This window comes from Pseudoalteromonas sp. CNC9-20, assembly GCF_022347875.1.
In the GTDB taxonomy this organism is placed as follows: Bacteria; Pseudomonadota; Gammaproteobacteria; order Enterobacterales; family Alteromonadaceae; genus Pseudoalteromonas; species Pseudoalteromonas ruthenica.
Genome location: NZ_JAKRFS010000003.1, coordinates 412,557 through 437,984 on the forward strand (window position 1 = coordinate 412,557; position 25,428 = coordinate 437,984).

Here is a 25,428-nt window from a genome sequence, read left to right on the forward strand (position 1 = left end):
ATCCGCTAAGTGAAAAATCATGAAATTTGTTGATGAAGTCGAAATCCGTGCAGAAGCTGGCGACGGCGGCAGCGGCGTGGTGTCATTCCGACGCGAAAAATATGTCCCAGACGGCGGCCCTGATGGTGGTGACGGCGGTGATGGTGGCAGCGTCTACTTAGAAGCAGACGAAAACCTTAACACCTTAATTGATTACCAATTCGAGCGCTTTCATCGGGCCCAACGTGGTACCAATGGCCAAAGCCGAAATTGTACAGGTAAAAAAGGTGAAGACCTTACCTTGAAAGTGCCCGTCGGCACGCGAGTCACCGATGTTGATACGCAAGAGGGGTTAGGGGATTTAACCAAGCATGGACAGAAACTACTGGTAGCAAAAGGTGGATTTCATGGCCTTGGTAACACGCGCTTTAAATCAAGCACCAACCGTGCACCACGTCAAAAGACCCTGGGAACACCTGGCGAAGTACGTAATCTCAAGCTTGAATTGATGTTGCTTGCTGATGTGGGATTGTTAGGTTTACCTAATGCCGGTAAGTCGACCTTTATTCGCAGCGTTTCCGCAGCCAAGCCGAAAGTGGCTGATTATCCATTTACGACCTTGATACCTAACCTCGGTGTAGTACGTCCGGCCTCTGGGCAGTCATTTGTTATTGCTGATATTCCAGGGCTTATCGAAGGGGCGTCTGATGGTGCCGGTTTAGGGATACGCTTTTTGAAACACTTAGAGCGTTGCCGAGTGTTATTACACATCATCGATGTGTTGCCTGTTGACGGCTCAGACCCTTTAGACAATGCGTTTGCCATTATTAATGAGCTACACCAATACAGCCCTAAGTTGGCTGACAAGCCGCGCTGGTTAGTCTTTAATAAAATTGATTTACTCGATGAAAGCGAAGTAGATGAGGTATGTAACCGCATCGCTAATGAGCTGGGTGTCGAGCATGATATTTATAAAATCTCAGCGGCGAGCGGCTTGAACACCCAAGTGTTATGCCAAGATATTATGCAACTTCTTGAGTCCATGCCGAAAGAAAAATTCGCGCAAGAGCAGGAACAAGAAGAAGTTGAGTTTAAGTGGGACACCTACCATCGTCATGCCACCAAAGACAGTGATGACGATGATTGGGACGATTGGGATGATGACGACTACGATGTAGAGATCATTTACGAACGTTAACAACTGTTATGAAGGGCGCACTTGCGCCCTTTTGTATATAGGATATCTGTAGTGAAAATATCGATGATTGCGGCCATGGCCAAAGACCGCATAATAGGCAAAGACAACGATATGCCATGGCATCTTCCAGCCGATTTAAAGCATTTTAAGCAAGTGACCTTAGGTAAGCCCGTTATTATGGGCCGTAAGACGCTAGAGTCTATTGGGCGAGCGCTTCCAGGACGACGCAATATTGTCATCACCCGCAACTCAGACTATGCTTTTGAAGGAGCCGAAGTGGTTACGTCGGTGCAACAAGCGCTAGCGCAAGTTGAGGATGTTGAAGAGGTAATGGTCATCGGTGGCGGGCATATCTATGAGCAGTTTTTACCCTTAGCCTCATCCTTATATCTGACCTTTATTGATTTGCAAGTAGAAGGCGACACTCGTTTCCCTGATTATGAGCAAGTTGGCCGGTGGCGCTGTGTAGAGCGGGTTAGCCATAGTAAAGATGCGACGAATCCACATAACTACGAGTTTGTTACACTTAATAAAGAAGTGTGAGTTGATTGATAAAATTAGTGCTTGTTGGTAAACTATTAGTCTACTTTGTAAGAAAAAAGTATTAAAGGGTGCTACAAATGAAATTAATGTCAACGCTTATCGCTACTGCCGTATTAGCTGGAAGTGCGCTGTATACCACTCCTGCAAGTGCGAATGATCGCCTAGCTATTAGTATCTGTGAGTATATTGCTGCAGATGATAAAAACCGTTTACGTAAGACGCTGCGCTCAGCTCGCCTTAAGATTCGTGATATCAGCGATGCTGTAAAGTGTAATGGCAACAACCTAGTCCGTCACGCAGTTGCGAGCAATGCAGTTGACACCGGCGAGTACATCATTAAAAGCTTACCGAAAAGTTCACTAGAAGATGGCGCCGATTTAAATTGGGCAACAAGCAATCACGCGGGTTCACCGCTGATCGCAGCCATTAAGGACCGTGCCGGTCTTTAAGCACCGTCTACAAAAAAGAAACCATGGCCAAGTCCATGGTTTTTTTTTGCCTATAATTGGCGATAGCCATTCAGTTCTCTTCCTATACTGAGATAAAATAGCAGTTATGACAACGTTTCAGGAAATCAATATGGCAGTTCATGTAATCAATCATCCTCTTGTTCAACATAAACTAGGTTTAATGCGCGAACACGGCATTAGTACCAAAAGTTTTCGTGAGTTAGCATCGGAAGTGGGTACATTACTCACGTATGAGGCCACTCAAAACTTAGAGTTAGAAGATAAAATCATTGATGGATGGCAAGGGAGTGAATTGTCAGTGCAAAGCATCAAAGGTAAAAAGATTACCGTAGTGCCTATTTTGCGCGCCGGTTTGGGGATGCTAGAGGGGGTGATGCACCTGATCCCCGCAGCGAAAGTAAGTGTTGTTGGCCTTGAGCGCAATGAAGAAACTTTAGAGCCGGTGCCCTACTTTGAAAAGCTGGTCGGCAATATTGATGAGCGCCTGAGCCTAGTTATCGATCCAATGTTGGCCACCGGTGGTTCAATGATTGCGACCTTAGATATGTTGAAAAAAGCAGGCTGCACACAAATTAAAGTGATCGTGCTAGTCGCTGCCCCAGAGGGGATAGAAAAGACACTGGCGGCACACCCAGATATTGATATTTATACTGCATCAGTTGATAACCACCTCAATGAAAAAGGATACATTGTGCCAGGGCTTGGAGACGCCGGAGACAAGATTTTTGGTACCGTTTAATGACGCCTTTATTTGCACCTAAAACCATCCTCACCGGCGCGCAAATGTTGTTTGTCGCCTTTGGCGCCTTGGTTCTAGTTCCTTTATTAACAGGCCTTGATGCGAACGTCGCATTGTTTAGTGCTGGGGCTGGCACATTGGCATTTCAGCTTATTACTCGCGGGCAAGTTCCGGTATTTCTGGCTTCGTCCTTTGCTTTTATCGCACCTATCATTGCCTGTAACCAATTGTATGGCAGTGCCGCTACCATGGGCGCGTTAATGGCTGCAGGTGTCGCCTACATGTTACTGAGCGTACTTGTTCGCTTGAAAGGCACAGACATGCTGCACCGCGTGCTACCACCGGTGGTTGTCGGCCCGGTGATCATGGTCATCGGTTTAGCGCTGGCACCTGTGGCAGTGAATATGGCCATGGGCAAAAGTGGTGATGGCAGCGCCCAATTAGTGGCCTATGATGATGCAATGTGGATATCCATGGCGGCTCTGGTGGCAACGCTGGTTTTTGCTGTGTTTGGCAAAGGAGTGTGGCGTTTAGTGCCTATTTTAGCTGGGGTTGTTGTTGGCTATGGCCTGTCATTGGCCTTTGGCGTAGTCGATTTTGCGGTGATCAACAATGCCCAATGGCTCGCTGTGCCTGCATTCAGCGCGCCAGAATTTAAGTGGCAGGCTGTGGCGTTTATGATCCCCGTGGCCATTGCGCCTGCTATCGAACATATTGGCGATATGATGGCTATTAGTCAGGTTACCGGTAAAGATTACCTAAAAAAACCGGGCTTACACCGCACACTGATGGGAGATGGCGTCGCGACAAGCCTAGCTGCCAGTATTGGCGGACCGCCTAATACTACTTATTCAGAGGTCACCGGTGCAGTGATGCTGACCAAGAACTTCAATCCCAAGGTTATGACGTGGACCGCCGTTATCGCGATTTTGCTGGCGTTTATAGGCAAAATGGGGGCGGGTTTGCAAACTATTCCGGTCCCAGTAATGGGGGGCATTATGATTTTGCTGTTTGGCTCTATCGCTGTGGTTGGATTAAAAACGTTATTAAAGGCTGATTTGGATGTGAGTGAACCACGCAACTTAGTGATTATTGCACTTATTTTGGTGTTGGGTATTGGCGGTATGCAAATAGGTGGTAATGAATTTGCCCTGCAAGGTGTTAGCTTGTGCGCCATATTTGGCATTGTGCTCAATCTTGTTTTACCCAGTAAAAAGCAATCGCCAGTGCAAGGCTAGAGCATTTATTCTGAAAATGCGATAGAATTTGCCGCCACACGTTATCGTTTGGTGGCGGCACACTAAGCACAGTGTTCAACTTCAGCCACCACAAACTAGGGGCAACTTATGTCAGATAAGCTTTATATTACCGCACAGCAACTATTGGAAGATTCGTTTCGTGTAGCTGCGCAAGTCTATAAGGACGGCTTCCGTCCAGATTTTATTATTGGTATTTGGCGCGGTGGTGCTCCTATTGGGATTGCTGTACAAGAGTTTTATGATTATAAAGGGATAGAGACCGATCATATCGCCGTTCGTACCTCTTCTTACTATGGTATTGGTAAGCAATCGAAAGAGATCAAAGTACACGGTTTGCATTACATCATTGAAAATGCCAATGCAGGTGATTCACTCCTTATTGTGGATGATGTTTTCGACTCAGGACGCAGTATTTTTGCATTAAAAGAAAAGTTAGCAGAATTGATGCGTTTGAACCTGCCTAAAGATATTCGCGTAGCTTGCCCATATTATAAGCCGAAAAATACCAAAGTCCCTATGAAGCCTGACTATTACATCCATGAATCGGATGAGTGGCTGGTATTCCCTCATGAACTTTCAGGGTTAACCCCCGAGGAATTAATTGAAGGTAAATCAGATTTAGCCAACATTAAAGACTTATTAGTCGATTAAAAAAAGCAGCGTAAGCTGCTTTTTTTATCCCATTTTTACAACCCAAGTGGGCAGGCTGGTGCTCTGATCTCACTTACGTGAAGCTCTCTACAAACTCCTCTAAAGCTGACACATCAATTGTTTGTAAGCCTTCTTTACTGCGCACAATAAGCCCTTTATCAACCAGCTCGGTAACCACGCGTCGATAAGCCCGCTCTGTGGTGGCAAAGCGCTCAGCCTCGGCGCTCACAGTCGGATAGGCGCGTAACAAGGTCGGGTTGTTGTTTTGTGCCCGCATTAAGCAATCTTTGGCAATATTATAGCTTAGCGGCAGTAACAGTTTATCAAGGTTAACCTTTTGGTTTTCCTGAAACTTCGCGGCTATAGTTTGCGCTGTGTACAAGCTCAGTTGGGGGTTCTCTAATAATACTTGGCGCCAATGCTTGAGCTCGATAAGGTTATAACTTACATCGCTAAAGCAGGTTACGGTATAGATACAGGGCTGATTGTTAAGCGCTTCTATTTCCCCAATCAGGGTGTTGTTGCAATCAAGCTGACCTAAGAGCAAACGTCGCCCATTGCCCACATCGTAGCTAAAAGACACGGTACCGCTGCGCACCAGTACCAGCTTTTTAAGTGGTTGATCTTGGTGTAATAGCACTTCCTTTTTTTGCTGCTGGTAGCGATTGCCAGTGAAATGAAGTAGCTGCTCTACCAAGTCGGTAGAAAAATGATATTGAAACATAGTCAAAACTCGTTGGGACAATTGTCCTTTTTGTTACACCAATATGTCGCTACGATGAAAATGTAGCGTTTTTTATGCCAATTTACGCACAGAGACTGAGTCCGTCATAGGTTTAATCATTCCCGTGTTTACTTATTCGTTTTTACTCAGTGGTGTGAATTGGCTTTTTTATCTTATTCTCGCGATGTTGCCGACAATGGCTTATAACAAGCGAGGTTTATGCTAACTTAAAGCAGAGGAGAGAACAAATGACCTGGGAATATTTAGGCTATGTCGCTTCTGCTTTATTAGTTACGTCACTGGCGATGAGCGATGTCGTGAAACTGCGTTGGTTTAATCTCGCCGGCTGTATCGCGTTCACTGCCTATGGGGTCGCCATTGCGGCGTGGCCAGTGGCACTGACCAACGCCTTACTCTCTGTTGTTAACATCTATCACTTGCACAAATTAGCCCAGGCTAAACGTCAAAGCGCAGGCTGACGCTGGTAGCGACGCTGGCCTGCCAACCAAGTTTCTAACACCTTGGTTTGCCATACCTGCTGCACCGGGGCATGAATAATGTCGGTGTCGACAAGGATAAAATCTGCCCACTTGCCTTTTTCTAAACTGCCAACCTTAAACTCCTGGAAGGCGCTGTAGGCAGCGTCTAGAGTGAATGCTCGCAAAGCTTGCTCGCGCGTGAGCAATTCTTTAGGACGCCAACCTTGCTCAGGTAAGCCTTGATGGTCTTGGCGTGTGATAGCGCTATAAAGACCATGGAAAGGGTTTGCAAGCTCCACGGGAAAGTCTGAACCCGCTGCCACACGAGAGCCTTGCTCTAAAAATGTACGCCACGCATAAGCGCCTGCTAGTTGTGAGTCGCTTAAGCGCTGCTCGGCCATATGCATGTCAGAGGTGGCATGAGCCGGCTGCATAGAAGGAATAATCTTAAGTGCTTTAAAGCGCGGGATATCATCGGTATCAACAATTTGCGCATGCTCAATACGGTTACGTAGCAAAATACCACCTGTGCGTTTAAAGACATTCTCGTATGCGTTAAGCACTATTTGGTTCGCTCTGTCGCCTATAGCGTGGGTATGAGCGGAGAAACCATGCTTAAAGCATAAACTGAAAATATCCTCGAGCTGTTGTTGGTCCTCAAGCATCAGGCCTCTATGCCCCTTTCTGTCAGCATAGTCTTGCAGTAGGGCGGCGCCACGAGAGCCTAGCGCGCCATCCGCGTACACTTTCACACTGCGAATGGCCAACATGTCTTCATTATCATCGACTTTACCAGCTTTGAGCATGGTCTCGAGCTTAGCATCGGTGGCCCCGAGCATAGCGTAAATGCGCAGCGGAAGGTTGTTGTCTTTGGCGCGTTGTTTATACAGTTGCCACGTATCAAAATCGATGCCGGCATCATGGGCGCTGGTAATACCTAAGCTTAATAAATGTTGACCGGCTTTATCTAAGGCTGTGGCGAGAGCTTTCTCGCTGCGCTTGGGAATGTGTGCTGTGATCAACTGCTCTGCTTTATCTATAAACACGCCGCTCGGATTCCCTTGAGCAGTGCGTATTATCTCACCTCCGGCTGGGCTTGTTACCTCACTATCAAGACCTGCTAACTCCATGGCTTTGGAGTTGACCCAAATAGCATGACCATCTACGCGACTTAATACCACGGGTCTGTCGCTTACGAACTTGTCTAAATCTGCGGCACTGGCGAAGGTTTTTCCAGGCCAAAGTTCCTGGTTCCAGCCACGACCTATAATCCATGGCTGTTCAGACTGTGCGGCGAACGCTTGAAGACGCTTTCCCACCTCTGCAACCGAGGTTGCACCGCGTAAATCAAGCTGCATTAGGTTTTGTCCTAAGCCAATGATATGACCGTGTGCATCGATAAGGCCAGGAAGTAGCACCTTACCTTGGCCGTCGATGCGCTTTGCATCTGGGTAGCTTTTACTAAGTTGTGCTTTGCCGCGATTGATCACTCGGCCATCTTTAATCACTAAGGTTGCAAAGGTCTCAAGCTCGCCTTTTTGAGTGGGTGTATAGCCTTTTATGTTATGAATAACCGTGGTTTGTGCCAATACTGTGCAAGGTATAGAGCACATCATTAATAGTGCAACGAGTTTGTTTTTCATCATTTTTATCCTCTGTTAGCAGCTTTGTGAATGTAGCAAATTTATACGCAAGGGAACAGCCGGGAAGGGGAGGATAATTAAGCAGCAACAAAAAGGGCCGCTAAAGCGGCCCTTCTCATCAGCACTTGGCTGTTTAAACCTTAAAGCGGTCTACAGATTGGCGCAGCTCTTCAGCGAGCTTGGCCACTTCAGTACTTGATTCTGAAGTCTGGTCGGCCCCTTGAGCTGTCTGCTCAGCGATAGAAACAATTTGCTCCAAGCGCTCACTTATTTCTTGCGACACTTGCTGTTGCTCCATCGCTGCCGATGAGATTTGCTCGCTCACATCGTGTGCAGTGGCAACGGCGTGAGTGATTGAGTCTAGTGCAGTGGTTGCATGCTCACTTTGCTCAACACAGGACTCGGCTTGTTGGCGGCCTTTCGACATCGCTTCTACAGCAGCTTGAGCTCCGGTTTGTAGCGATTCAATCATGTTTTGAATCTCTTGCGTCGACTCTTGTGTCTTACTTGCCAACGAGCGTACTTCATCAGCTACAACGGCAAAGCCTCGCCCTTGTTCGCCTGCTCGTGCGGCTTCGATTGCAGCATTCAATGCCAGGAGGTTAGTTTGCTCGGCAATGCCACGAATAACATCCAAGATACCGCCAATTGATGCGCTGTCTTGATGCAGCTGATTAATAACCTGTGAGGCGTTATCAACTTCAATAGCCAACTGTTCGATAGTTTCTTTGTTTTGGTTAGAGATCCCTTTAACACGGCTAGCTTCGCTGTCGGCATTCTTAATCTCGCTTAATGCTTGTTGAGCACTGTCGTTCACTGCCTGAGAGGTACTACTCATTTCGGTTGTGGCAGTCGCGGCTTGCTCTACCTGAGCGCGCTGCGATTGAATTGCGTGGCTTGACTCAGAGGTGATGGTCGACGTCTGCTCCGATGCTGCAGCAAGTTGCGTTGAACGCGAGATGATGCCCTGAATCAAAGCTCGTAAGCTGTCAATTAGGGTATTACAACTGCGTGCCAGCTCACCAAACTCATCTTGTGCACTGTCGTCTAAGCGTTGCGTCATATCTCCTGAGGCAACAATATTAAGTACGCTGTTTACTTCACTCAATGGTTTAGTAATACGGCTTACGGTAAAGTAAGCAACAATCACTGCGATGATGGTGGCTATGATCATGCCCAACCAAGTCCACAGATTAGCGGCACTGACATCGGCACGTACACCTTCTTGTTGCTTGAAGGCAAGGTTATTTACTTGCTTCACTAAGGTGGTCAGGTTTTTGATCGCCTGCTCAGTGGTTACTTCTGAGTTTTCAAGATTAACCGTGGTTTTATCTAAGGTGTTAAGTAATTCCAGCTTGTTTGCGGCAAGTGAACTTGAGCCTTTAACCGCATCGCTAATGGTACTCACATAGGTATTTAAATCACTGTACAGTGACGCATCTTTAGCGCTTACAGCTTCTTCAATCAGCCCCATTGAGCGTTCAAGTTCGTCCATGTAAAACAGTTGGTCGTTCTTAATAATTTCCAGCGTTTGCTTATTCTTAACAGACAGAATGTCGTTGCCTGTGGTGGCAATCGCGGTGAGATTGTTTTCCAATTGCGTAACTGCTTGGTAAGCGCGTGGTGAGTCTTCTTCTAGGCCGTCTAAGTCAGAAATATCAAGAACCACAGAAATGGCATCTTCTGCGTTTAAGTCGATATCATCAAACTGGCTGCGCAGTGTATTGCGAAGCGCCAGCGCTTTCGCTTTATTGCTAAACAGCTGAGTGACTTGGCCCTCAAATTGGGTGTAAGTTTTTTCTACGGTTTGCGCGAGCTGTTTTAATTCTGGCTCATTAGCAACCACATCCATAAGGCTCGCCATGGACTTATCAAAGCGCTTTTGCTCTTTATTGTAAGCTTGTTTTAGCTCAGCAAGGGACTTTTCATCCTCGCTATTGTAGGCGCCCAGTGCTGCTTTACTCATGAGCACAAATTCAACTTGTAGCTCAGAGCTTTTATCTAAAGCAGGTAAAGAAAGTTGGTTAACACTTTGCGTCGAGCTATCAATATTCGCAATGCGAACAAGAGAGTTGCCACCTATAACCAAAAGGAGGAGGGTGATAAAGATGAATCCACCCCAGATACGTTGACTCACAGTAAGCTTCATAGATGTTCCTAACTACATAAAATATCTTAACTTATCGGCAGGATTAAGGATAAATTAAGGTAACTATTGCTAAAATGTAACAACTTTTTGCGTTTTTATCAGCTTATTGCGATAAAAATTCGCATTGATTTACAACTTTTTTCTTACTCTGCAAGTCCATCAGAGTCATGCTGCCACCCCAAACACATCCTGTGTCCAAAGCATGTACATTATCTCGCCCGGTTTTGCCTTCTAGTGCCGCCCAATGCCCAAATACAATGTCAAAATCATCATGCTGACGATGGCTGTGAGCAAACCAAGGTACAAGCTGCTCATCACACCCTGGTTTACCTTTTTCTTTTAGGTTTAAAGCACCGCTGGGTTCCACAAAGCGCATGCGGGTGAAACTATTGATAGTATAGACAAACTTTTCCATTTCGCTGAGAGAATCGCACCATTTTACAGGTCTGTTTTGATACATATGCGCGAAATAATAAGCTGCGTCTTTTCCTTGATAACAGCGCTGCGCTTGTTGCGCTTGCTCAAGAGCTTGCGCAAGTGACCAATGTGGAGACAAACCAGCATGGCATACCAGAGTGTTTAGCGGTGCTAACCAAAGAGCTAAGGGTTGGTTACGTAAAAACGCGAGTAGGGAGTCAAAATCGTCGGCGGCAAATAAAGGGGCGAGTTTATCTTTTGGGTTGGGTTCTTTATTTAATGCTGCACAAGCCAGTAGGTGTAAATCGTGATTACCTAAGGTGACACTCACACTGCCTTGCAAGTGCTCAAGTCGGCGCAGACATGACAGCGAGTCGGGGCCGCGCGCAACGATATCACCCACACAATAGAGGTGATCTTGGCTGGGGTTGAAATCAACACGCCGCAACAGTGCATCAAATTCATGATAACAGCCTTGCAGATCACCTATTGCGTATAACGCCATGAGCTTAGTGTAAAATGTTGGGGCAGTTCAGGCGGAAAACATCAATGGGCGCCTGGAACTCATTGCCAAATTCGCTGCGCATCACGTAGTAGCCTTGCATGGTGCCTACGGGAGTTTCCAACACTGCGCCACTGGTATAACTGTAACTTTCACCCGGGCCGATGGTTGGCTGCTCGCCAACCACGCCTTCACCTTCTACCTCGACTTCTTTGCCATTGGCGTCGGTGATAAGCCAATAACGACTGACGAGTTTGGCGCTACTCAGGCTGTGATTCTTTATGGTGATGTTATAAGCAAATACGTATTTGTCTTGCTCTGGCTCCGATTGACCCTCAACGTAGAAGGTCTCGACATTCACTTTAATCGCTGAATCTGTACTACTGCTTGTTGTCATATAACCAATTCGCAATCTCAATAAATTGTTGTAAACTCAGGCTTTCTGCTCGCAAACTTGGATCGATACCTAGGCCTTTTAGCTGCGATTCATCCAATAAATTGCCCAAGCTATTTCGCAGTGTCTTACGGCGCTGATTAAACGCTTCTAAACACACGGTATTAAGTAACTTAGTATCTTTAGCGCTGCGTTGTGCTTTGTCTTTCGGCACTAAGCGCACCACGGCCGAATCCACCTTAGGTGCCGGTTTAAAGCAATTAGGCGGCACTTCAATAACAGGAATGGCATGGCAGTAATATTGTGTCATTACGCTCAAACGGCCAAAGGCTTTGCTACCTGGACCTGCGACCATACGATTAACCACCTCTTTTTGCAGCATAAAGTGCATATGCTCCACCTCATCAACAAAGTTGAATAGGTGGAATAGCAGTGGTGTTGAAACATTGTAAGGCAGATTACCAAATATTTTTAATTTGGCGTCGTTGCGTAGCAGCGAGGAAAAATCGAATTTCATCGCATCGCCTTGATGTACCGTTAGCTTCGGTGCCATAAAAGGGTGGTGAATCAGGCGCTCGGCTAAGTCTTTATCAAGCTCAACCACGTTAAGGTGGTCGGTCAACTCGCACACCGGTTCGGTGATTGCGCCCAAACCTGGACCAATCTCGACTAGGTTATCGCCCGGACGCGGGTCGATAGCGGTGACTATTTTATCAATGACGGTTTCGTCATGAAGAAAGTTTTGCCCGAATCGCTTTCGAGCATAGTGGCCTAGGTGTAATTTATCTGTCATTGTCTCTTAGCTTTTTTGCTCGCCATTTTGATTGCTTCATTTAAAGCAACGCGAAAACTGCCAGCGTCTGCTTGGCCACTCGCAGCTAAGTCAAGGGCAGTGCCGTGATCGACTGAGGTGCGAATAAAAGGAAGGCCAAGGGTGATATTTACGGAATTTCCAAAACCCTTATATTTTAACACAGGCAACCCCTGATCGTGATACATCGCTAGTACTGCATCCGCCTCATTGAGGTATTTATCTTGGAAAAGGGTGTCTGCAGGAAGGGGGCCCACTAAGTTCATACCCTGTTGATTTAGCGCTTCCAAGGTCGGAGTGATCACTTCAATTTCTTCACGGCCAAGGTGCCCGCCTTCGCCAGCGTGTGGGTTTAAACCACAGACTAAAATGCGCGGTTTGGCAATTGCGAATTTAGTACGTAAATCGTGCTCAAGAATACCAATTACCTTTTTCAAGCGATCTTCTGTAATGGCTTTGGCTACATAGGCCAGCGGGATATGCGTGGTGACTAACGCAACTCGCAGTCCTTGTGTTGCTAACAGCATCACGACATCCGGAGTATTTGATTGTTGTGCAAAATATTCGGTGTGCCCGCTAAAAGAAATTCCCGCTTTATTAATGATACCTTTGTGAACTGGGCCTGTAACGATGGCATCGAACGTGCCATCCATGTTTTTCTCACAGGCGATACGCAGAGTATCAAGCACATATTCGCCATTTTTCTCATCAAGTTCACCAGCCACCACAGGCGTTGCTAAATCGACTTGATGGATATACAACTCACCCGCTTCGCTCGGCTGGGCAGGAGCTTGCTCATCAAAAGGCGTTAACCGTAGCGGCAGACCCAGGGCTTTGGCTCGTTGTTGCAATAGCTTAGCATCAGCAATAGCGACCAGTTGTGCGGGCCACTGCTGCTGTGCTAATTCAAGCAATAAGTCCGGGCCTATGCCAGCCGGCTCCCCCGGAGTAAAGGCGATACGTAAGGTCATAACCATTAATCCTCTGCGAAGATCTCAATGTGCGCTTGCTCGCGGATCTCCTGCTGGAACGCAAAGCTCTCTTCTTTGAACTTACGATTATATAGCAGCTGCTGAGCACGGTTTTTCTTCGCTAAATCGGTTTTATCGGCGACGCGTTTATCTAACAGTTGCACGATGTGCCAGCCGAAAGTGGAACGGAACGGTTCACTGATCTCGCCTTTTTCTAGCGACATTAACGTATCGCGAAACGCAGGCACATAGGTAGTAGGGTCGGTCCAATCGTACTCACCACCTTTAAGTGCTGAGCCCGGGTCTTCAGAGTACTCTTTTGCTAATTCGGCAAAGTCAGCATCACCGGCACGCAAGTCTTTGACAAAGCCTTCAAGCATTGAGCGTGCTTTCTCTTCACTCAATATAATTGAGGGCTTGAGAAGAATGTGACGTGAGCGCATCTCGACAGTTTCGACGACTTGGCGGCCACGCACGTCTTGTACTTTAATGATGTGAAAGCCCGCGCCACTGCGCAGTGGGCCAACAATCGTGTCTTTTTTCTTACCTTTCACTGCCTCGGCAAATAATGAAGGCATTTCATTGGTGCTCATCCACCCTAGCTGTCCACCTTCGAGCGCCTTAGAGCCACTGGATGAGGCGATTGCGATACGCTTAAACTCTCGGCCTTCTTCAAGTAATTCAATTACTTTAGCTGCACGGTCTTGCGCACTGGCAATTTCCTCTGGCGTTGCAGAGCTGGGAATATCGATAAGAATGTGGCCAATATCGTATTCCTCACTGTTGCCGCCTTGCTGCTCCATAATTTGCAAAAGGTTTTCAATCTCTTGCAAGCTAATGTAGATACGACGATCAACGTTAGCGCGCAATACCTGCTGAGTGGTGATCTCTTTACGAATATCTTCACGGAATTGGGCGAAGCTTTCACCGGATGCTTCCACAGAGCGACGCATGTCGGCAATCGTACCGCCTTGGTCTTTTGCCATGGTTGCAAGAGTTTGATCAAGCTGGCCATCGGAGATTTCTAACCCCATACGGTCGGCCATTTGCATCAGTAAGGTTTGATTGACGAGTCGCTCAATAGCTTGCACACGTAAGGCACTGTCAGTGGGAAGATCTTGACCACTTTCTTTGGCTTGTGCTTTTACTCGGTTAACAATGGCGTCCACTTCACTTTCAAGGATCACCCCTTCGTTAACGATACCCACGACTTGGTCAATAAGTTGTTCTTGTGCTTGTACACCCTGAGATAACCCTAGGGCGAATAAAGTTGTTGCTAAAAAACGTCTGAATTTCATACTTTTTATTGCTTTAATTGGTAAGGAAATAGGGGCGACGGTAGCCAAAAATGCCTTCTCTAAGTAACTTTTGTGCATCATAACTGCTCTTGCCTCCAAGTCCTTTAAGGACAAATTTGATGCCGATCCCCGAGTCGAAGATGGCTTGCTCTTGGTTTATGCTTTGGTTTAAGTCCGTTTCTATTTGTCTGCGGCCAGTGATCTGCACTGCCCAACAACATGACTCATACTGTAAACCACTGAACACTTCGATGCTACGACCGGTTTCAATATCACGGTGGTAGCTGGCCACGAATTGCCAGTTATCGTCAATTGGGACACTGGTAAACATACCTATTTGCTCAATTGTATTCCCTGAGACATCGTTTGCATAGCGATGGTTCAACTGCACCAACTCATTATCGTCGCCCTTATAATCTAGGGTCACATGGGATTGGATTATTTGTTTGCCATCGGTGTCGTACTGAATGCCGCCAGAGAGATACCAACGACGGTGCCAGTGCCACATGGCTTCACCGGCGAATAACGCGTTGTAATTGTTTTCGCCGGCAAAGTCTTGCTCTGTGGGTTTAGCAGAATCAGAGAGATAAAATATTTGCCCGACACTGAGGTTAAATAATTCCTCATTTTGTTTATCAAAGATACGCGTTGTCGCCCCAAGGGTAATTTGGTTAGCCGCAGCGATGCGGTCTACACCGGAGAAACGACGATCGCGGAACAGGCCATAAAAGTCGTCTTGGAGTTTGGTGGTATCAAACAGGCCAATGTTATTTTGGTCTTTATTGGGGGTGTACAAATATTGAATTTGTGGTTCCAGGGTTTGAATACCATCTTCGACGAGTAAACTGGTGTCGCGCTCGAAGTTAAGTTGGCTGTATAGGCGAACTTTCGGTAGGGTTCTGTTTACCGTTTGCTCATACTGCGTCCCTTCAAGATTACCTTGCTGGTCATAATAAGTGTGCAGCACACTGAACTCGGAGAGAAATGACCACGCATAACGCTCTTCACTAAAACGCAGTTGCGGTTCTATGTGCACTCGTGTGGCTTCATCAATAGTTCGTGTGCTGTTACGGAAATGGCTCAACTCGCCGCTTACTGTGGCGTCAAACCAACCCAATTTATAGGCATTTGTCTGAGTAAAACCGATGCGAGGCAAGGTTGTGTAGGACTCAAGATGGTCGCCGAGGACTTCATAATCTTGCAATTGTATATCGGTGCGCCAACGCTCACCCAAATGGGTAAGAATCCCCGTACGGGCTAAGTGGGTGTCGGTTTTATTGGCGTAATTAGAATTCAGGTCGGTGAGGTAGTTATCGTCACTCACATTAGTAATATCTACGCCTGCACGCCAGACATCACTAAAGTAGCTCTGCTGCTGCCAGTGGAATAAATAACGGTTTCCAAGCTCGCGCTCACTTTTATCTGAATCCAAGTATTCGAGCCCTAGCAAGCCTTGGCTGCTCGGGGTTAAATAGCGAAACTCAGACTGCAGCTGAATGCCTTTTTTGGACATATAGCGCGGCGTTAATGTGAGATCGTAATTAGGAGCCAAGTTGATGTAGTAAGGAGTGATAGTCTCCACGCCAAATCGGTTTGAGCTGGAAATCTGTGGCGCTAAAAACCCTGTTTTGCGTTTATCATCAATAGGAAAGGTAAAATAGGGCAGATACAACACCGGAGTATCATAAATTTTCAGCGTGGCACCGTAGGTCTCACCCCAACCTTCTTTTTGCGAAAGAATGATTTTATCGGCGCTGATTGCCCAAGTTTCGCTATCGACTGGGCAGGTTGTGAAGCTGGCATTACTCAGCTCTAAGGCGTCCTCATTAACCTGCAATTGTTCAGCGCCACCACGGCCTTGCTGTTGAGTGAGCTGATAATCGGCACCAAGAAGGCTGATATTAGAGTCGTTTAAGCTTGCATTTAAGCCGCGACTGGTGATTTTAGAGACTCCGTCTCGGTAAGTTAGCGGCCCAGTCGCATTTAATAAGCCTTGTTGTTTGTCAATCAGTGCCGACTGCGCTTGCAAGCTCATGGTGCGCGTATTGATGTTGACGTTGCCGTCAAACTGAGCACTATCTTGGCCTATTAATTCAACATCGTCGGAAACAATTTCTACTAGACCCAAGGGTAAGTTAGGGGCTTGCCAAGGCGCAGGGCGTGAAGCAGCTAAGCAGTGCGCTACCTTAATATTTTGTGATAACTGTTTTTTATCGGTATCTGTGTGCTCTTGCGCCGAAGCGGTGTTGGCCGCAAGCTCTGCTGTGCGCGCAAAAACGGCGCCTGCGCTGGCACCATACAGGGCGAGAATAACCATGCCCCACAATTTATTCATCGACTTCCCTTAAACTTAATGTTGCTTGCCAAGTGCACTGGAAATAAGCATGACATAATAAAGCAATTTTTCCGTAATTACATCCGCTGACAAAGCGATGTCAGCGGATAAGGGTTAAAAATTGTTAGCGATAAAAGCGCTAGGGTATACAACTAGCTGCGCTACTGGGTCATGCTTTCGCTTGTTAGTTCGATGATTTTTCGTCACTATGTGGTGCACATTGGTTTTCAGAGGTATTTAGGTGATGTGGGGCAAGCTTCTTGGTGCCTGCTTTGGCTTTATGTTTGGTAAGTTTCTTGGCGCCTTATTGGGGCTGTTCGTTGGGCATATGTTCGACAGAAGCTTAAAGCAGGACTTTGACCGTGCTGGCGGTTTTCGTGGCTTTTTTAACCACGAAGATGTATCTCAGCGCCAAGCCTTATTTTTCTCTAGTTGCTTTGCTGTCATGGGGCACATTGCGAAATCCAACGGTCGCGTCAACGAGATGCACATTCGTGCAGCCACTCAGTTTATGGATGAAATGGGCTTAAGTGGTGAAGACAAGCGCGAAGCTCAGCATGCATTTCGCGCGGGTAAAGAGGCTGATTTCTCCATGAATGCGACGCTGCGAGAGTTCCGCGAGCATTTTGCCGGGCGCTTCGATATGTTGCAGTTATTTTTGGAAATCCAAATTCAGATGGCCTTCAGTGATGGTCACTTAGCCGAGCAAGAAAAAGCGCTGTTGGAGCAGGTCGCCAAAGGGCTGGGTGTCAGTAAAACCCATTTTAACTTTATCCTCAAACGCTACCAAGCCGAATTTGCTTTTCGCCAACAGCAGCAACGCTTTTCTCAGCAACAACAGCAGCATCATCAAGGGCGTACATCAAGTACCAGCGATGCGGGTATGAATCGTCGTCAGGCGTTGGATATTCTTGGTTTGGAAGAGGGAGCGGATGCGCGCACTGTTAAAAAGGCCTACCGCAAGTTGATGGCGCAGCACCACCCTGATAAGTTAGTCTCTCAGGGCCTTCCTGAGCATATGATGAAGTTAGCGCAAAAGAAAAGTCAGGATATCCAAGCGGCGTATGAGTACTTAAAGGCTTAGAATAAGCGCCGCAGAAAACCGTCGATTTCCGTTGCTAGGCGGTGTATTTGCTGCTGCTCACTAAGCTCAGCGAATAATGTACGTTGGCGGTAATTAAACTTTCTGTTTTTCTCTGCCCAGAGTCGTCGCTGTGGCCGTTGCTGTGTGGCCCAGCTATGGTCAAAAGGGGTGTACACGTCGAGCACCGCAGGGGGCATCACTGATAAATTGGCGCTAATGTGATGGTGGCGCGCAGGGACCGGCAAGTAGGCGCCCACAGCAATAAACGCGTTAATATCCACCTGTAGGTTATCGACAAAGTACTCACTGAGTAAGCCGGCGCTGCGCCCAGCAGCGAACACACTAACCGCTTTGCCTTGCTCTTGTGCCCGCTCTAGTAGACTAGTAAGTTGTGCGCTTAAGCGCTGTTGTTCTTTATCCAACAGTTCAGAGGAGATGGCTTGTTGATAGCCTGGGACATAACTGGGTTGCGGCTGCTCGGTTTCGTCAGCAGGTTGTGGAGGCGGCTCCTGAGATTGCTGCGTTTGCTCTTGTTGCTGCTCTTCGCTAGCGTCTTGCTGGGCAGCTTCGCTCTGTTGCTCATCGTCATGTGTTGCTGGGCGGTTAACTAAGAGATAGCTGCTGTAGCCACGCTCACTGAGCAGTGCCCGTAAAAATATAAAACCACGTTGATTACCATAGGGGTCGTCGATGCTCGGGATCATAAGCACTACACCGCGATGCTCTGACGCCATATGTGGGCGAAACACCACACTAAACTCTTCTCCTTTGGCGAGCAGCGTTTGTGTCTCATCGAGGCTAGCTAGGTAATGCCTATCGAGGGTCGGGCTGGCATTGGTTGGCCATTGCACGAGCAACCCTACTAATATCAGTATCAATCGCAGCACAGACGTTAAGCACCCTCTATTATTTTATATCTACATAGCTATCGGCCAACGCCATAAAAAGTTTAGAACGGGCACGAAGCGGTGAACTCCATCATCTCTTCGTTACTAGGATGGCGTAGTTGTAGCCAAGTGGCGTGTAGTTGTAGCCTATCTGCTCGCGCTTTGGCGCGTTCATGGGCGTAAAGTCTATCGCCGAGGATCACATGTCCTAGGCTAAGCATATGTACACGTAACTGGTGACTGCGCCCGGTGATCGGGGTGAGCTCAACACGAGTGGCGTCCTGCTCATAATCAAGCACCTGATAATGCGTGAGTGAGGGTTTTCCTCGGTCATGGTCGACCATTTGCTTTGGTCGGTTCGGCCAGTCGCAAATAAGGGGCAAATCGACGCTACCACTTTGCTCTTTTAGGTGGCCCTCAACCCGAGCAAGGTAACGCTTGGCCGTTTGCCGCTCTTGGAACTGCATACTTAGGTGGCGGTGTGCGGCTTTATTTAATGCCAGACAAATAACCCCGGAGGTAGCCATATCCAGGCGGTGCACAATTTTGGCGCTAGGAAAAACAAGGTTAGCGCGACGGATCACACAATCTGCATGCTTGGGGTCTTTACCGGGAACGCTGAGTAAACCACTGGGTTTATCCAGTACTAATAAGTCATCATCTTGGTAAAGAATGCGCAGATAAGGAGTGCGCGGTGGATTATAGTGTAACAGCATGGCCAGCCCCGTTAGATAAGGCCGGCCATTTTAAAGAAATGCTTAGTGGCTGACAACGATTAAGCGAATGGCATCGAGTTTAACCTTGGCTTTGTCGATGTAATCATCCATTTGCTGCTTGTTATCACGATAATAACTGAGCTCCTCGTCACGAATATTCGGATTGATTTCTTTCAGTTTTTGCAAGCGAGTCAGCTCTGTATCCAGAGCCTGATGCATGCTCTGTTTGGCCTGCTCACGTAGTTGCTCCATGTGCACCTGCGCCTGCTCATTACCTTGCTCAATCAGCGGGTGAATAGCACTTTGTAATGCATTTACGAGTTTCGAAGCCGTTTGTCTGCCAACGGCATTTAATTGCTGATTAAAGGTATCAAAGGCAACATTGGCGCTGAGGTCGTTACCGCCTTTATCCAGTAGTAGTCGTATGGGGGTTGGCGGTAAATAGCGGCCTAATTGTAATGATTTCGGAGCCATGGCTTCGGCGATGTAGACCAGCTCAACAAAGAAGGTGCCGGCCGGCAGTTTTTTGTTTTTAAACAGCGCCACCGAAGCGGTGCCAAAATCGTCATCACAGATCATCTCCATCGCCCCTTCGACCATGGGGTGATCCCAACTGATAAAGTGCAAATCTTCTTGCGCAAGCGCCGTGTCTCTATCAAAAGTGACACTGATGCCTTCTTCTTTTAAGCAGGGGAAGGTGGCACCAAGCATGTGCTCCGTGGGTTTGAGGATAATGCTATTTTCGCCTTTGTCTTCTTGGTTTACACCCCAAATATCAAACACATTGATCATGTAGCTGGGCAGCTCAAAGCTGTGGTCTAAGGCATTGATATCCTGCACTAGGTGCTCAGACTGACCTTGGCCGCTGGAGTGCAGCTCTAATAACCGGTCACGTCCTGACTCCATTTGCGCTTTGAGCGCTAGATAACGCGCATGAACGCGCTGTACCAGTGCTTGCAGCGGTTCATCTTGGTAGCTGCCATCAGCCAGTAACGCAATGAGCTCATCGCCAAACTCTTGATTGAGAATATGCCCAGTGCTGGCAGTGTGTTCAAAGGCATTCAGACCATGGTGATACCACTGCAGCAGGGTGTCTTGCGCAGTGTGTTGAAAATAAGGCACGTGAATTTTAATGTCTTCGCTTTGGCCGATACGATCTAAGCGGCCAATGCGCTGCTCTAGAAGGTCTGGGTTGAGCGGCAAGTCGAACAGCACTAAGTGGTGAGCGAACTGGAAGTTGCGCCCCTCGGAGCCAATCTCAGAACAAATAAGGACTTGAGCACTGTCTTCAATGTCGGCAAAGAATGCGGCGGCGCGGTCACGTTCAATAATGCTCATGCCTTCATGGAACAGTGCGGCCTTGATCCCCTCGCGTTCACGCAGTGCTTGCTCAAGGCTTAACGCGGTTTCGGCTTTAGCACAAATCACCAACATCTTTTGCGGCTTATTGGCGTTAAGGGTGTCGATAAGCCACTGTACCCGAGGGTCGAACTGTGTCCAGCTGCTGTCTTGGCCTTCGAATTCTTGGAACATTTTCTCAGGGAACAGCGCGCGCATGGCGTTGAGCTCAGCCGGCCCTGAGCTGCCTAAACTGCCCATTACGTTCATCGCCGTTTGGTATTGCGACGGCATTGCCATTGGGTAGGTGTGCAAAATACGCTCGGGGTAGCCGCTTATGCCACTGCGGCTGTTACGGAATAAAATGCGCCCTGTGCCATGACGGTCCAGAAGCTGCTCTAGCATGCTGGCCTTCGCTTGCTCATCGCCCTTAGCAATACCGGCAAGTAGAGCTTGCGCTTCGCTACCTAGCAGGTTGGTAAGTACTTGCTGTTGTTCAGTGCTCAGAGCTTGTTCTTGGAGTACGCTATTGGCTGCGTCAGCAATGTCTTGATAATGTGACTCTTGGGCAACAAAGGCGTCGTAGTCATAGAACCTGTCAGGGTCGAGCAATTTCAAACGGGCAAAGTGACTTTGGTGGCCAAGTTGGTCTGGGGTGGCGGTAAGCAAAATAAGACCGGCAATATCGCGACTGAGCTCTTCAATGCGCTGATACTCGGTGCTGGGGTTATCCACCGACCAGCTTAGGTGGTGCGCTTCATCAACCACCATAAGGTCCCAATCTGCCAAGGTTGCTTGTTCAAACCAGCGTTTTTTCTTGGTTAGGAATTCTAAGCTTGTGAGCACCAACTGTTCGGTCTCAAATACATTGGGGCTGTCGGCATAGGCTTCGGCGCAGCGCTCTTCATCAAAAATGGCAAACTGCAAATTAAAGCGGCGCAGCATTTCTACTAGCCATTGATGTTGTAAATTCTCCGGCACGACTATGAGCACGCGCGCAGCGCGGCCGGTAAGCAATTGTTGGTGCAAAATCATACCAGCTTCAATGGTTTTACCTAGACCCACTTCATCGCTGAGTAACACGCGCGGGGCAAAACGTTGTCCCACCTCACGGGCAATATGCAATTGGTGCTCAATAAGGCTAGCGCGTTGCCCAATTAACCCTTTTAGTGGTGACTGCGCGCGCTGGTAGCGATGTTGCCACGTGTTGTAGCGCAGCGTGTAACGGTCGAAACGGTCTACTTGACCAGCAAAAAGCCTGTCTTGAGGCTTATTAAACTTAATAAAATGATCGAGAAAAGTTTCTTTGAGTTCCACCGGTTCGTCATTATCAAGACGTTTGCCTACGTAGGTATATAAGCCATCGCTTTGTGTTACTTCGCTGACCTCAAGTTCCCATTCATCAGCACTGCGAATAGTATCGCCAGGGTTGAACTTTACACGGGTAACGGGGGCTTCACTTTGTGCATAGACCCGGTTTTCCCCGCTTGCAGGAAAAAGAATGCTTACTTGGCGTCCTTCCAATGCAACTACGGTACCTAATCCTAAATCGGACTCGGTATCACTGATCCAACGTTGACCTAAGGAAAAATTCATTACTTGCTCGACTCGACTTTGATTTACCTAGGCTTGAGCGCGTTGGCCCAAGCAAAAAAAGGCGGCTATATTAGCGTGCTCTTGATTGATTATCACCACAAAACGCAGAAAAGTTTCTACGCTTGTGTGTTTTATATACAGCAGCAAAAGAAGGGCATTTTTGCAAACAAAAAAGTGTGATTTTCATCGTCTTTTTTACTGTCATAAAAGCGTCTTTTGTAATCCATAGACTAAACTTGAAGTATGCCGTTACTGATTCAGGCTGTTTATTGAGCTGCGGCGGCATACATACAATAAAAGACAAATAGGAACGCGCTATGGACCAAGACCGCCACGCTACCAGTAGTAAAATGTATGTGCTCGACACCAACGTATTACTCCACGAACCCCTTGCTTTCCTCTCTTTCCAAGAACACGATGTAATTGTTCCAATGACAGTCCTCGAAGAGCTCGACCACATAAAAGACCGCAAACGTGATGTGAGTCGCGATGCACGAGTGGCTATTCGTGCACTCGATGAAGTATTGCGCGATGCCACCCCAGAGCAAATGTTGCAGGGGGTGCTATTGCCCAGTAATAAACGTGCACCAGAAGCGCCTCGGGGTAAGCTCATTATTGTTAATGATCATTTGTTTGCAGATAGCATCTCTGGGCTGCCTGGGGATGAAAACGATCACCGCATCATTAACTGCGCAGTGTATCTGCAAAAGCAGTACAGCGACGCCAAAGTGGTGCTAGTGACCAAAGATATTAACATGCGTCTTAAAGCCAAAGGTGCGGGTCTGCATTATGTTGAAGATTACCGTACAGACCAACTGATTGATGACATTACGCTACTGACCTCAGGGTATAAAAAAATAGAGGGTGATTTCTGGCAGCATGTTGGGGAGTGTGAAACCGAGCAGCAAGGGCGCGATGCGCTTCATCACGTTGCCAGAGAGTTGGTACCTGATGTCTTTGCCAATGAATATTTGCTTGATGACAGTGGCCATTTCGCGGCTCGTGTAGTTGGCTATGATGAAGCACATATAACCCTAAAAGACCTAGGAGTTGAACGGCTTTTAGCGCGCAGCGCCTGGGGCGTTAAACCAAAAAATATTTACCAAGGCATGGCCATGGACGCCTTGCTCGACCCAGATATCGAACTGGTGTTACTCACAGGCCCGGCAGGGTGCGGCAAAACGATTTTAGCCTTAGCGGCCGCCCTTGAAATGATCATCGAAAAAGGCATATACGACAAACTAATTGTGACCCGCAACACCCCTGAAATAGCGGAGTCTATAGGTTTTTTGCCAGGCACAGAGGAAGAAAAAATGGCGCCTTGGCTGGCAGCGATCACCGATTCTTTGGAGGTGTTGCACAAAGGCGATGAGAACCCGATTTCCAGTCGCAACTATATTATGGAAAAAGCCAATATTCAGTTTAAATCGGTGAACTTCATGCGTGGGCGTAGTATCCAAAATGCCGTGGTAATTTTACAACCCCGAATTGGGGGTATTTTAAAGTTTTTACCCCCTTGTTTTTATTGGCCTGTAGAAAAAGTAAAAAGAATTTCCAAAAAAATTGATTACCTTAGCTACTCTGAGCAGTCTCTCAACAATAAACCTTTACTCAAAATTTGTAATTTACAAGAAAAGTACAACACAAAGCCTAGCAACGATTCAATCTTTTGGGAGGCTGCGTAATGAAAAGCTCTATTGATAATCGAAATCCTCGTGTACTAGACACATCTGCATTAGTACATGATCCAAAATCTATTTTTAGCTACAAAGATGATATTTACATCTGTCTAACTGTCCTTGAAGAGCTTGATAACCTGAAAGAAAGAACTAATAAATCGGTAAGTGCCGATGCCCGTATGTGCATTAGAATGCTTGAAGACATTATAAATGGACATACAGCCGAGGAAATGGAAATAGGTATTCCTTTACCATCTACCGAAACAGCCCAGAGAGGAAAGCTTTTCATTGGAATTGACACTCAATTGGATCTGGCTAAGGAGTTAAAGCACGGGATAGGAAGTGATGCTGATAACAGAATAATTAATTATGCTTTATATCTTCAAAAAGAACTCAATAAAGACGTAACAATTGTTAGCCGTGATATTAATATGCGATTGAAAGCTCGAACAGTTGGGGTTAGGGCTGAGGACGTTGCCGTAGATAATCAAATATCAGATATTGATCTTTTATACACAGGAGTACAGGCTTTTGAAGGCGATCTTTTTGATCGAATTGAATCAGATAAAGATTTCAAAGTCTCAGGAGAGGTTTATACATTCCCAATAAGCTTGTTCAACGATGAAGTTCAGCCAAACATGTATTGGTACGATGAAGCCGGACACATTGGCCGGATTTCAGAAGTAACAGATACTGAGGTATACACAAAATTATTGCCGCGTAAGCAAGAAAAGATATGGGGCATATTGCCTAAAAACCAGCGTCAGGCGGTAGCTTTAAGCCAATTAACAGACACTTACTATGATTTAAATATCATCCTTGGTCCTGCTGGCTCCGGAAAAACTTTTTTGGCAGTTGCTTCGGCGCTGCATCAAGTATTGGAGTTGAAAAAGTACAAAAAAATCGTTGTGGTGCGCTCCAGAGACTTTATGGACGACGATCCGGGATTCTTACCGGGGGATTTAACTGAAAAATCAATGCCTCTTCTGGCAGGTATTACTGACGCATTAATTTCGATGCACTCGGATGATAATCATGAAGGAAATATTCACGCTACAGTTGAACATGTGATCGAAAGAGCTAATATAGAATTTACCAGTATGGCTTATTTTCGTGGCCGTTCAATAGACGATGCTGTTTTAATAATTGATGAAGCACAAAATATGACCCGTGCTCAAATTAAAGGAATGCTTAGTCGCGGTGGCAAAAATTGTCGGACAATCGTATTGGGCAACCTAGCCCAGATTGACGATAAGTTTGTAACACCTGCTTCTTCTGGTGCAAGTGCGGCTGTTAATGTGTTTCGTCATTATGAAAAAGGATCAGTGCTGATTTTTGATGAAGTAGAGCGTAGTAGCTTGGCTGAATTCACTGAAAAGAATATGTAGGCATCAAACTACCATTCACATTTCCTTATAATATTGCGACAATGGCCACTGCTTTTTGCAGTGGCTTTTCAGAGAAGCCCGTTCCCACGAAAACAGGACGAAATGGATTTACTCTGAACTAAAAGATTAAATATTCACATAAAAACTGAGTGACATAGGTGCGTGGCCTAGCGTTGCC

22 protein-coding genes are annotated in these 25,428 nt (G+C 46.9%); 10 read left to right on the forward strand and 12 right to left on the reverse strand.

Annotated features, from left to right (window positions below; genetic code table 11):
* The first annotated feature begins 19 nt into the window (after positions 1-19).
* From cgtA to MHM89_RS09045, 6 genes are all read left to right on the forward strand, one after another.
* Positions 20-1,177: an Obg family GTPase CgtA gene (gene cgtA / locus MHM89_RS09020; RefSeq protein WP_239385029.1), complete on the forward strand. Its 1,158-nt coding sequence runs from the start codon at positions 20-22 to the stop codon at positions 1,175-1,177.
* A 51-nt stretch (positions 1,178-1,228) separates the two neighbouring features.
* Entirely contained in the window at positions 1,229-1,720 is a 492-nt protein-coding gene (folA, locus tag MHM89_RS09025) for a type 3 dihydrofolate reductase (protein ID WP_026111312.1), read from the forward strand.
* Positions 1,721-1,797: 77 nt separating this feature from the next.
* Positions 1,798-2,169: a DUF3718 domain-containing protein gene (locus tag MHM89_RS09030; protein ID WP_022946360.1), complete on the forward strand. Its 372-nt coding sequence runs from the start codon at positions 1,798-1,800 to the stop codon at positions 2,167-2,169.
* A gap of 130 nt (positions 2,170-2,299) precedes the next feature.
* Positions 2,300-2,929, forward strand: coding sequence for a uracil phosphoribosyltransferase (gene upp / locus MHM89_RS09035; RefSeq protein ID WP_239408645.1), 630 nt, complete (start codon positions 2,300-2,302; stop codon positions 2,927-2,929).
* Complete coding sequence (locus MHM89_RS09040) at positions 2,929-4,167, forward strand: uracil-xanthine permease family protein (RefSeq protein WP_239408646.1); 1,239 nt, start codon at positions 2,929-2,931, stop codon at positions 4,165-4,167. The genes upp and MHM89_RS09040 overlap by 1 nt, the downstream gene beginning before the upstream one ends.
* Positions 4,168-4,275: 108 nt before the next feature.
* Positions 4,276-4,839: a phosphoribosyltransferase family protein gene (locus MHM89_RS09045; RefSeq protein ID WP_022946357.1), complete on the forward strand. Its 564-nt coding sequence runs from the start codon at positions 4,276-4,278 to the stop codon at positions 4,837-4,839.
* A 73-nt stretch (positions 4,840-4,912) separates the two neighbouring features.
* Here the strand turns inward: MHM89_RS09045 and MHM89_RS09050 are convergent, their stop codons facing one another.
* Positions 4,913-5,563, reverse strand: coding sequence for a Crp/Fnr family transcriptional regulator (locus MHM89_RS09050; protein ID WP_022946356.1), 651 nt, complete (start codon positions 5,561-5,563; stop codon positions 4,913-4,915).
* A gap of 248 nt (positions 5,564-5,811) precedes the next feature.
* On the opposite strand from MHM89_RS09050, the gene MHM89_RS09055 reads away from it, so the two are divergent.
* On the forward strand, positions 5,812-6,042 hold the full coding sequence (locus tag MHM89_RS09055) for a YgjV family protein (protein ID WP_045979623.1): 231 nt from the start codon (positions 5,812-5,814) through the stop codon (positions 6,040-6,042).
* On the opposite strand, the gene MHM89_RS09060 is transcribed toward MHM89_RS09055, so the two are convergent.
* The 8 genes from MHM89_RS09060 to lptD all read right to left on the reverse strand — a co-directional run bounded on the left by MHM89_RS09060 (position 6,027) and on the right by lptD (position 16,562).
* The gene (locus MHM89_RS09060; RefSeq protein ID WP_239408647.1) at positions 6,027-7,688 is read right to left on the reverse strand and encodes an amidohydrolase; all 1,662 of its coding nucleotides are present in this window, start codon (positions 7,686-7,688) and stop codon (positions 6,027-6,029) included. The genes MHM89_RS09055 and MHM89_RS09060 overlap by 16 nt on opposite strands.
* A 130-nt stretch (positions 7,689-7,818) precedes the next feature.
* The gene (locus tag MHM89_RS09065; protein ID WP_022946353.1) at positions 7,819-9,834 is read right to left on the reverse strand and encodes a methyl-accepting chemotaxis protein; all 2,016 of its coding nucleotides are present in this window, start codon (positions 9,832-9,834) and stop codon (positions 7,819-7,821) included.
* 103 nt (positions 9,835-9,937) lie between these two features.
* On the reverse strand, positions 9,938-10,756 hold the full coding sequence (locus tag MHM89_RS09070) for a symmetrical bis(5'-nucleosyl)-tetraphosphatase (RefSeq protein WP_239408648.1): 819 nt from the start codon (positions 10,754-10,756) through the stop codon (positions 9,938-9,940).
* Between the two features lie 4 nt (positions 10,757-10,760).
* Positions 10,761-11,150: a Co2+/Mg2+ efflux protein ApaG gene (gene apaG / locus MHM89_RS09075; protein ID WP_022946351.1), complete on the reverse strand. Its 390-nt coding sequence runs from the start codon at positions 11,148-11,150 to the stop codon at positions 10,761-10,763.
* Entirely contained in the window at positions 11,134-11,940 is an 807-nt protein-coding gene (gene rsmA, locus MHM89_RS09080) for a 16S rRNA (adenine(1518)-N(6)/adenine(1519)-N(6))-dimethyltransferase RsmA (RefSeq protein WP_239408649.1), read from the reverse strand. Before rsmA ends, apaG begins: the two co-directional genes overlap by 17 nt.
* On the reverse strand, positions 11,937-12,929 hold the full coding sequence (gene pdxA / locus MHM89_RS09085) for a 4-hydroxythreonine-4-phosphate dehydrogenase PdxA (RefSeq protein WP_239408650.1): 993 nt from the start codon (positions 12,927-12,929) through the stop codon (positions 11,937-11,939). Before pdxA ends, rsmA begins: the two co-directional genes overlap by 4 nt.
* 5 nt (positions 12,930-12,934) lie before the next feature.
* Entirely contained in the window at positions 12,935-14,227 is a 1,293-nt protein-coding gene (gene surA, locus MHM89_RS09090; protein ID WP_022946348.1) for a peptidylprolyl isomerase SurA, read from the reverse strand.
* A 13-nt stretch (positions 14,228-14,240) separates the two neighbouring features.
* On the reverse strand, positions 14,241-16,562 hold the full coding sequence (gene lptD, locus MHM89_RS09095) for an LPS assembly protein LptD (RefSeq protein ID WP_235419334.1): 2,322 nt from the start codon (positions 16,560-16,562) through the stop codon (positions 14,241-14,243).
* Positions 16,563-16,806: 244 nt separating this feature from the next.
* On the opposite strand from lptD, the gene djlA reads away from it, so the two are divergent.
* Positions 16,807-17,646: a co-chaperone DjlA gene (djlA, locus tag MHM89_RS09100; protein WP_045979617.1), complete on the forward strand. Its 840-nt coding sequence runs from the start codon at positions 16,807-16,809 to the stop codon at positions 17,644-17,646.
* Here the strand turns inward: djlA and MHM89_RS09105 are convergent.
* The 3 genes from MHM89_RS09105 to rapA all read right to left on the reverse strand — a co-directional run bounded on the left by MHM89_RS09105 (position 17,643) and on the right by rapA (position 22,183).
* Positions 17,643-18,497, reverse strand: a complete 855-nt coding sequence (locus MHM89_RS09105; RefSeq protein WP_239408651.1) for a DUF3530 family protein — start codon at positions 18,495-18,497, stop codon at positions 17,643-17,645. The two genes, djlA and MHM89_RS09105, sit on opposite strands and share 4 nt — an antisense overlap.
* A gap of 98 nt (positions 18,498-18,595) precedes the next feature.
* Entirely contained in the window at positions 18,596-19,249 is a 654-nt protein-coding gene (gene rluA, locus MHM89_RS09110) for a bifunctional tRNA pseudouridine(32) synthase/23S rRNA pseudouridine(746) synthase RluA (protein ID WP_045979615.1), read from the reverse strand.
* 42 nt (positions 19,250-19,291) lie between these two features.
* Positions 19,292-22,183, reverse strand: a complete 2,892-nt coding sequence (rapA, locus tag MHM89_RS09115; RefSeq protein WP_239408652.1) for an RNA polymerase-associated protein RapA — start codon at positions 22,181-22,183, stop codon at positions 19,292-19,294.
* A 317-nt stretch (positions 22,184-22,500) separates the two neighbouring features.
* Between rapA and MHM89_RS09120 the strand changes: the two genes are divergently transcribed.
* Positions 22,501-23,868: a PIN domain-containing protein gene (locus tag MHM89_RS09120; protein ID WP_045979613.1), complete on the forward strand. Its 1,368-nt coding sequence runs from the start codon at positions 22,501-22,503 to the stop codon at positions 23,866-23,868.
* Entirely contained in the window at positions 23,868-25,250 is a 1,383-nt protein-coding gene (locus MHM89_RS09125) for a PhoH family protein (RefSeq protein WP_016708262.1), read from the forward strand. Before MHM89_RS09120 ends, MHM89_RS09125 begins: the two co-directional genes overlap by 1 nt.
* Positions 25,251-25,428 lie beyond the last annotated feature (178 nt).

Bases quoted from the DNA above. Each gene is read 5' to 3' on its own strand.
- cgtA (WP_239385029.1), top strand. From the start codon at position 20: ATGAAATTTGTTGATGAAGTCGAAATCCGTGCAGAAGCTGGCGACGGC.
- MHM89_RS09030 (WP_022946360.1), top strand. From the start codon at position 1,798: ATGAAATTAATGTCAACGCTTATCGCTACTGCCGTATTAGCTGGAAGT.
- upp (WP_239408645.1), top strand. From the start codon at position 2,300: ATGGCAGTTCATGTAATCAATCATCCTCTTGTTCAACATAAACTAGGT.
- MHM89_RS09040 (WP_239408646.1), top strand. From the start codon at position 2,929: ATGACGCCTTTATTTGCACCTAAAACCATCCTCACCGGCGCGCAAATG.
- MHM89_RS09045 (WP_022946357.1), top strand. From the start codon at position 4,276: ATGTCAGATAAGCTTTATATTACCGCACAGCAACTATTGGAAGATTCG.
- MHM89_RS09050 (WP_022946356.1), bottom strand. From the start codon at position 5,563: ATGTTTCAATATCATTTTTCTACCGACTTGGTAGAGCAGCTACTTCAT.
- MHM89_RS09055 (WP_045979623.1), top strand. From the start codon at position 5,812: ATGACCTGGGAATATTTAGGCTATGTCGCTTCTGCTTTATTAGTTACG.
- MHM89_RS09060 (WP_239408647.1), bottom strand. From the start codon at position 7,688: ATGATGAAAAACAAACTCGTTGCACTATTAATGATGTGCTCTATACCT.
- MHM89_RS09065 (WP_022946353.1), bottom strand. From the start codon at position 9,834: ATGAAGCTTACTGTGAGTCAACGTATCTGGGGTGGATTCATCTTTATC.
- MHM89_RS09070 (WP_239408648.1), bottom strand. From the start codon at position 10,756: ATGGCGTTATACGCAATAGGTGATCTGCAAGGCTGTTATCATGAATTT.
- apaG (WP_022946351.1), bottom strand. From the start codon at position 11,150: ATGACAACAAGCAGTAGTACAGATTCAGCGATTAAAGTGAATGTCGAG.
- rsmA (WP_239408649.1), bottom strand. From the start codon at position 11,940: ATGACAGATAAATTACACCTAGGCCACTATGCTCGAAAGCGATTCGGG.
- pdxA (WP_239408650.1), bottom strand. From the start codon at position 12,929: ATGACCTTACGTATCGCCTTTACTCCGGGGGAGCCGGCTGGCATAGGC.
- surA (WP_022946348.1), bottom strand. From the start codon at position 14,227: ATGAAATTCAGACGTTTTTTAGCAACAACTTTATTCGCCCTAGGGTTA.
- lptD (WP_235419334.1), bottom strand. From the start codon at position 16,562: ATGAATAAATTGTGGGGCATGGTTATTCTCGCCCTGTATGGTGCCAGC.
- djlA (WP_045979617.1), top strand. From the start codon at position 16,807: ATGTGGGGCAAGCTTCTTGGTGCCTGCTTTGGCTTTATGTTTGGTAAG.
- rluA (WP_045979615.1), bottom strand. From the start codon at position 19,249: ATGCTGTTACACTATAATCCACCGCGCACTCCTTATCTGCGCATTCTT.
- rapA (WP_239408652.1), bottom strand. From the start codon at position 22,183: ATGAATTTTTCCTTAGGTCAACGTTGGATCAGTGATACCGAGTCCGAT.
- MHM89_RS09120 (WP_045979613.1), top strand. From the start codon at position 22,501: ATGGACCAAGACCGCCACGCTACCAGTAGTAAAATGTATGTGCTCGAC.
- MHM89_RS09125 (WP_016708262.1), top strand. From the start codon at position 23,868: ATGAAAAGCTCTATTGATAATCGAAATCCTCGTGTACTAGACACATCT.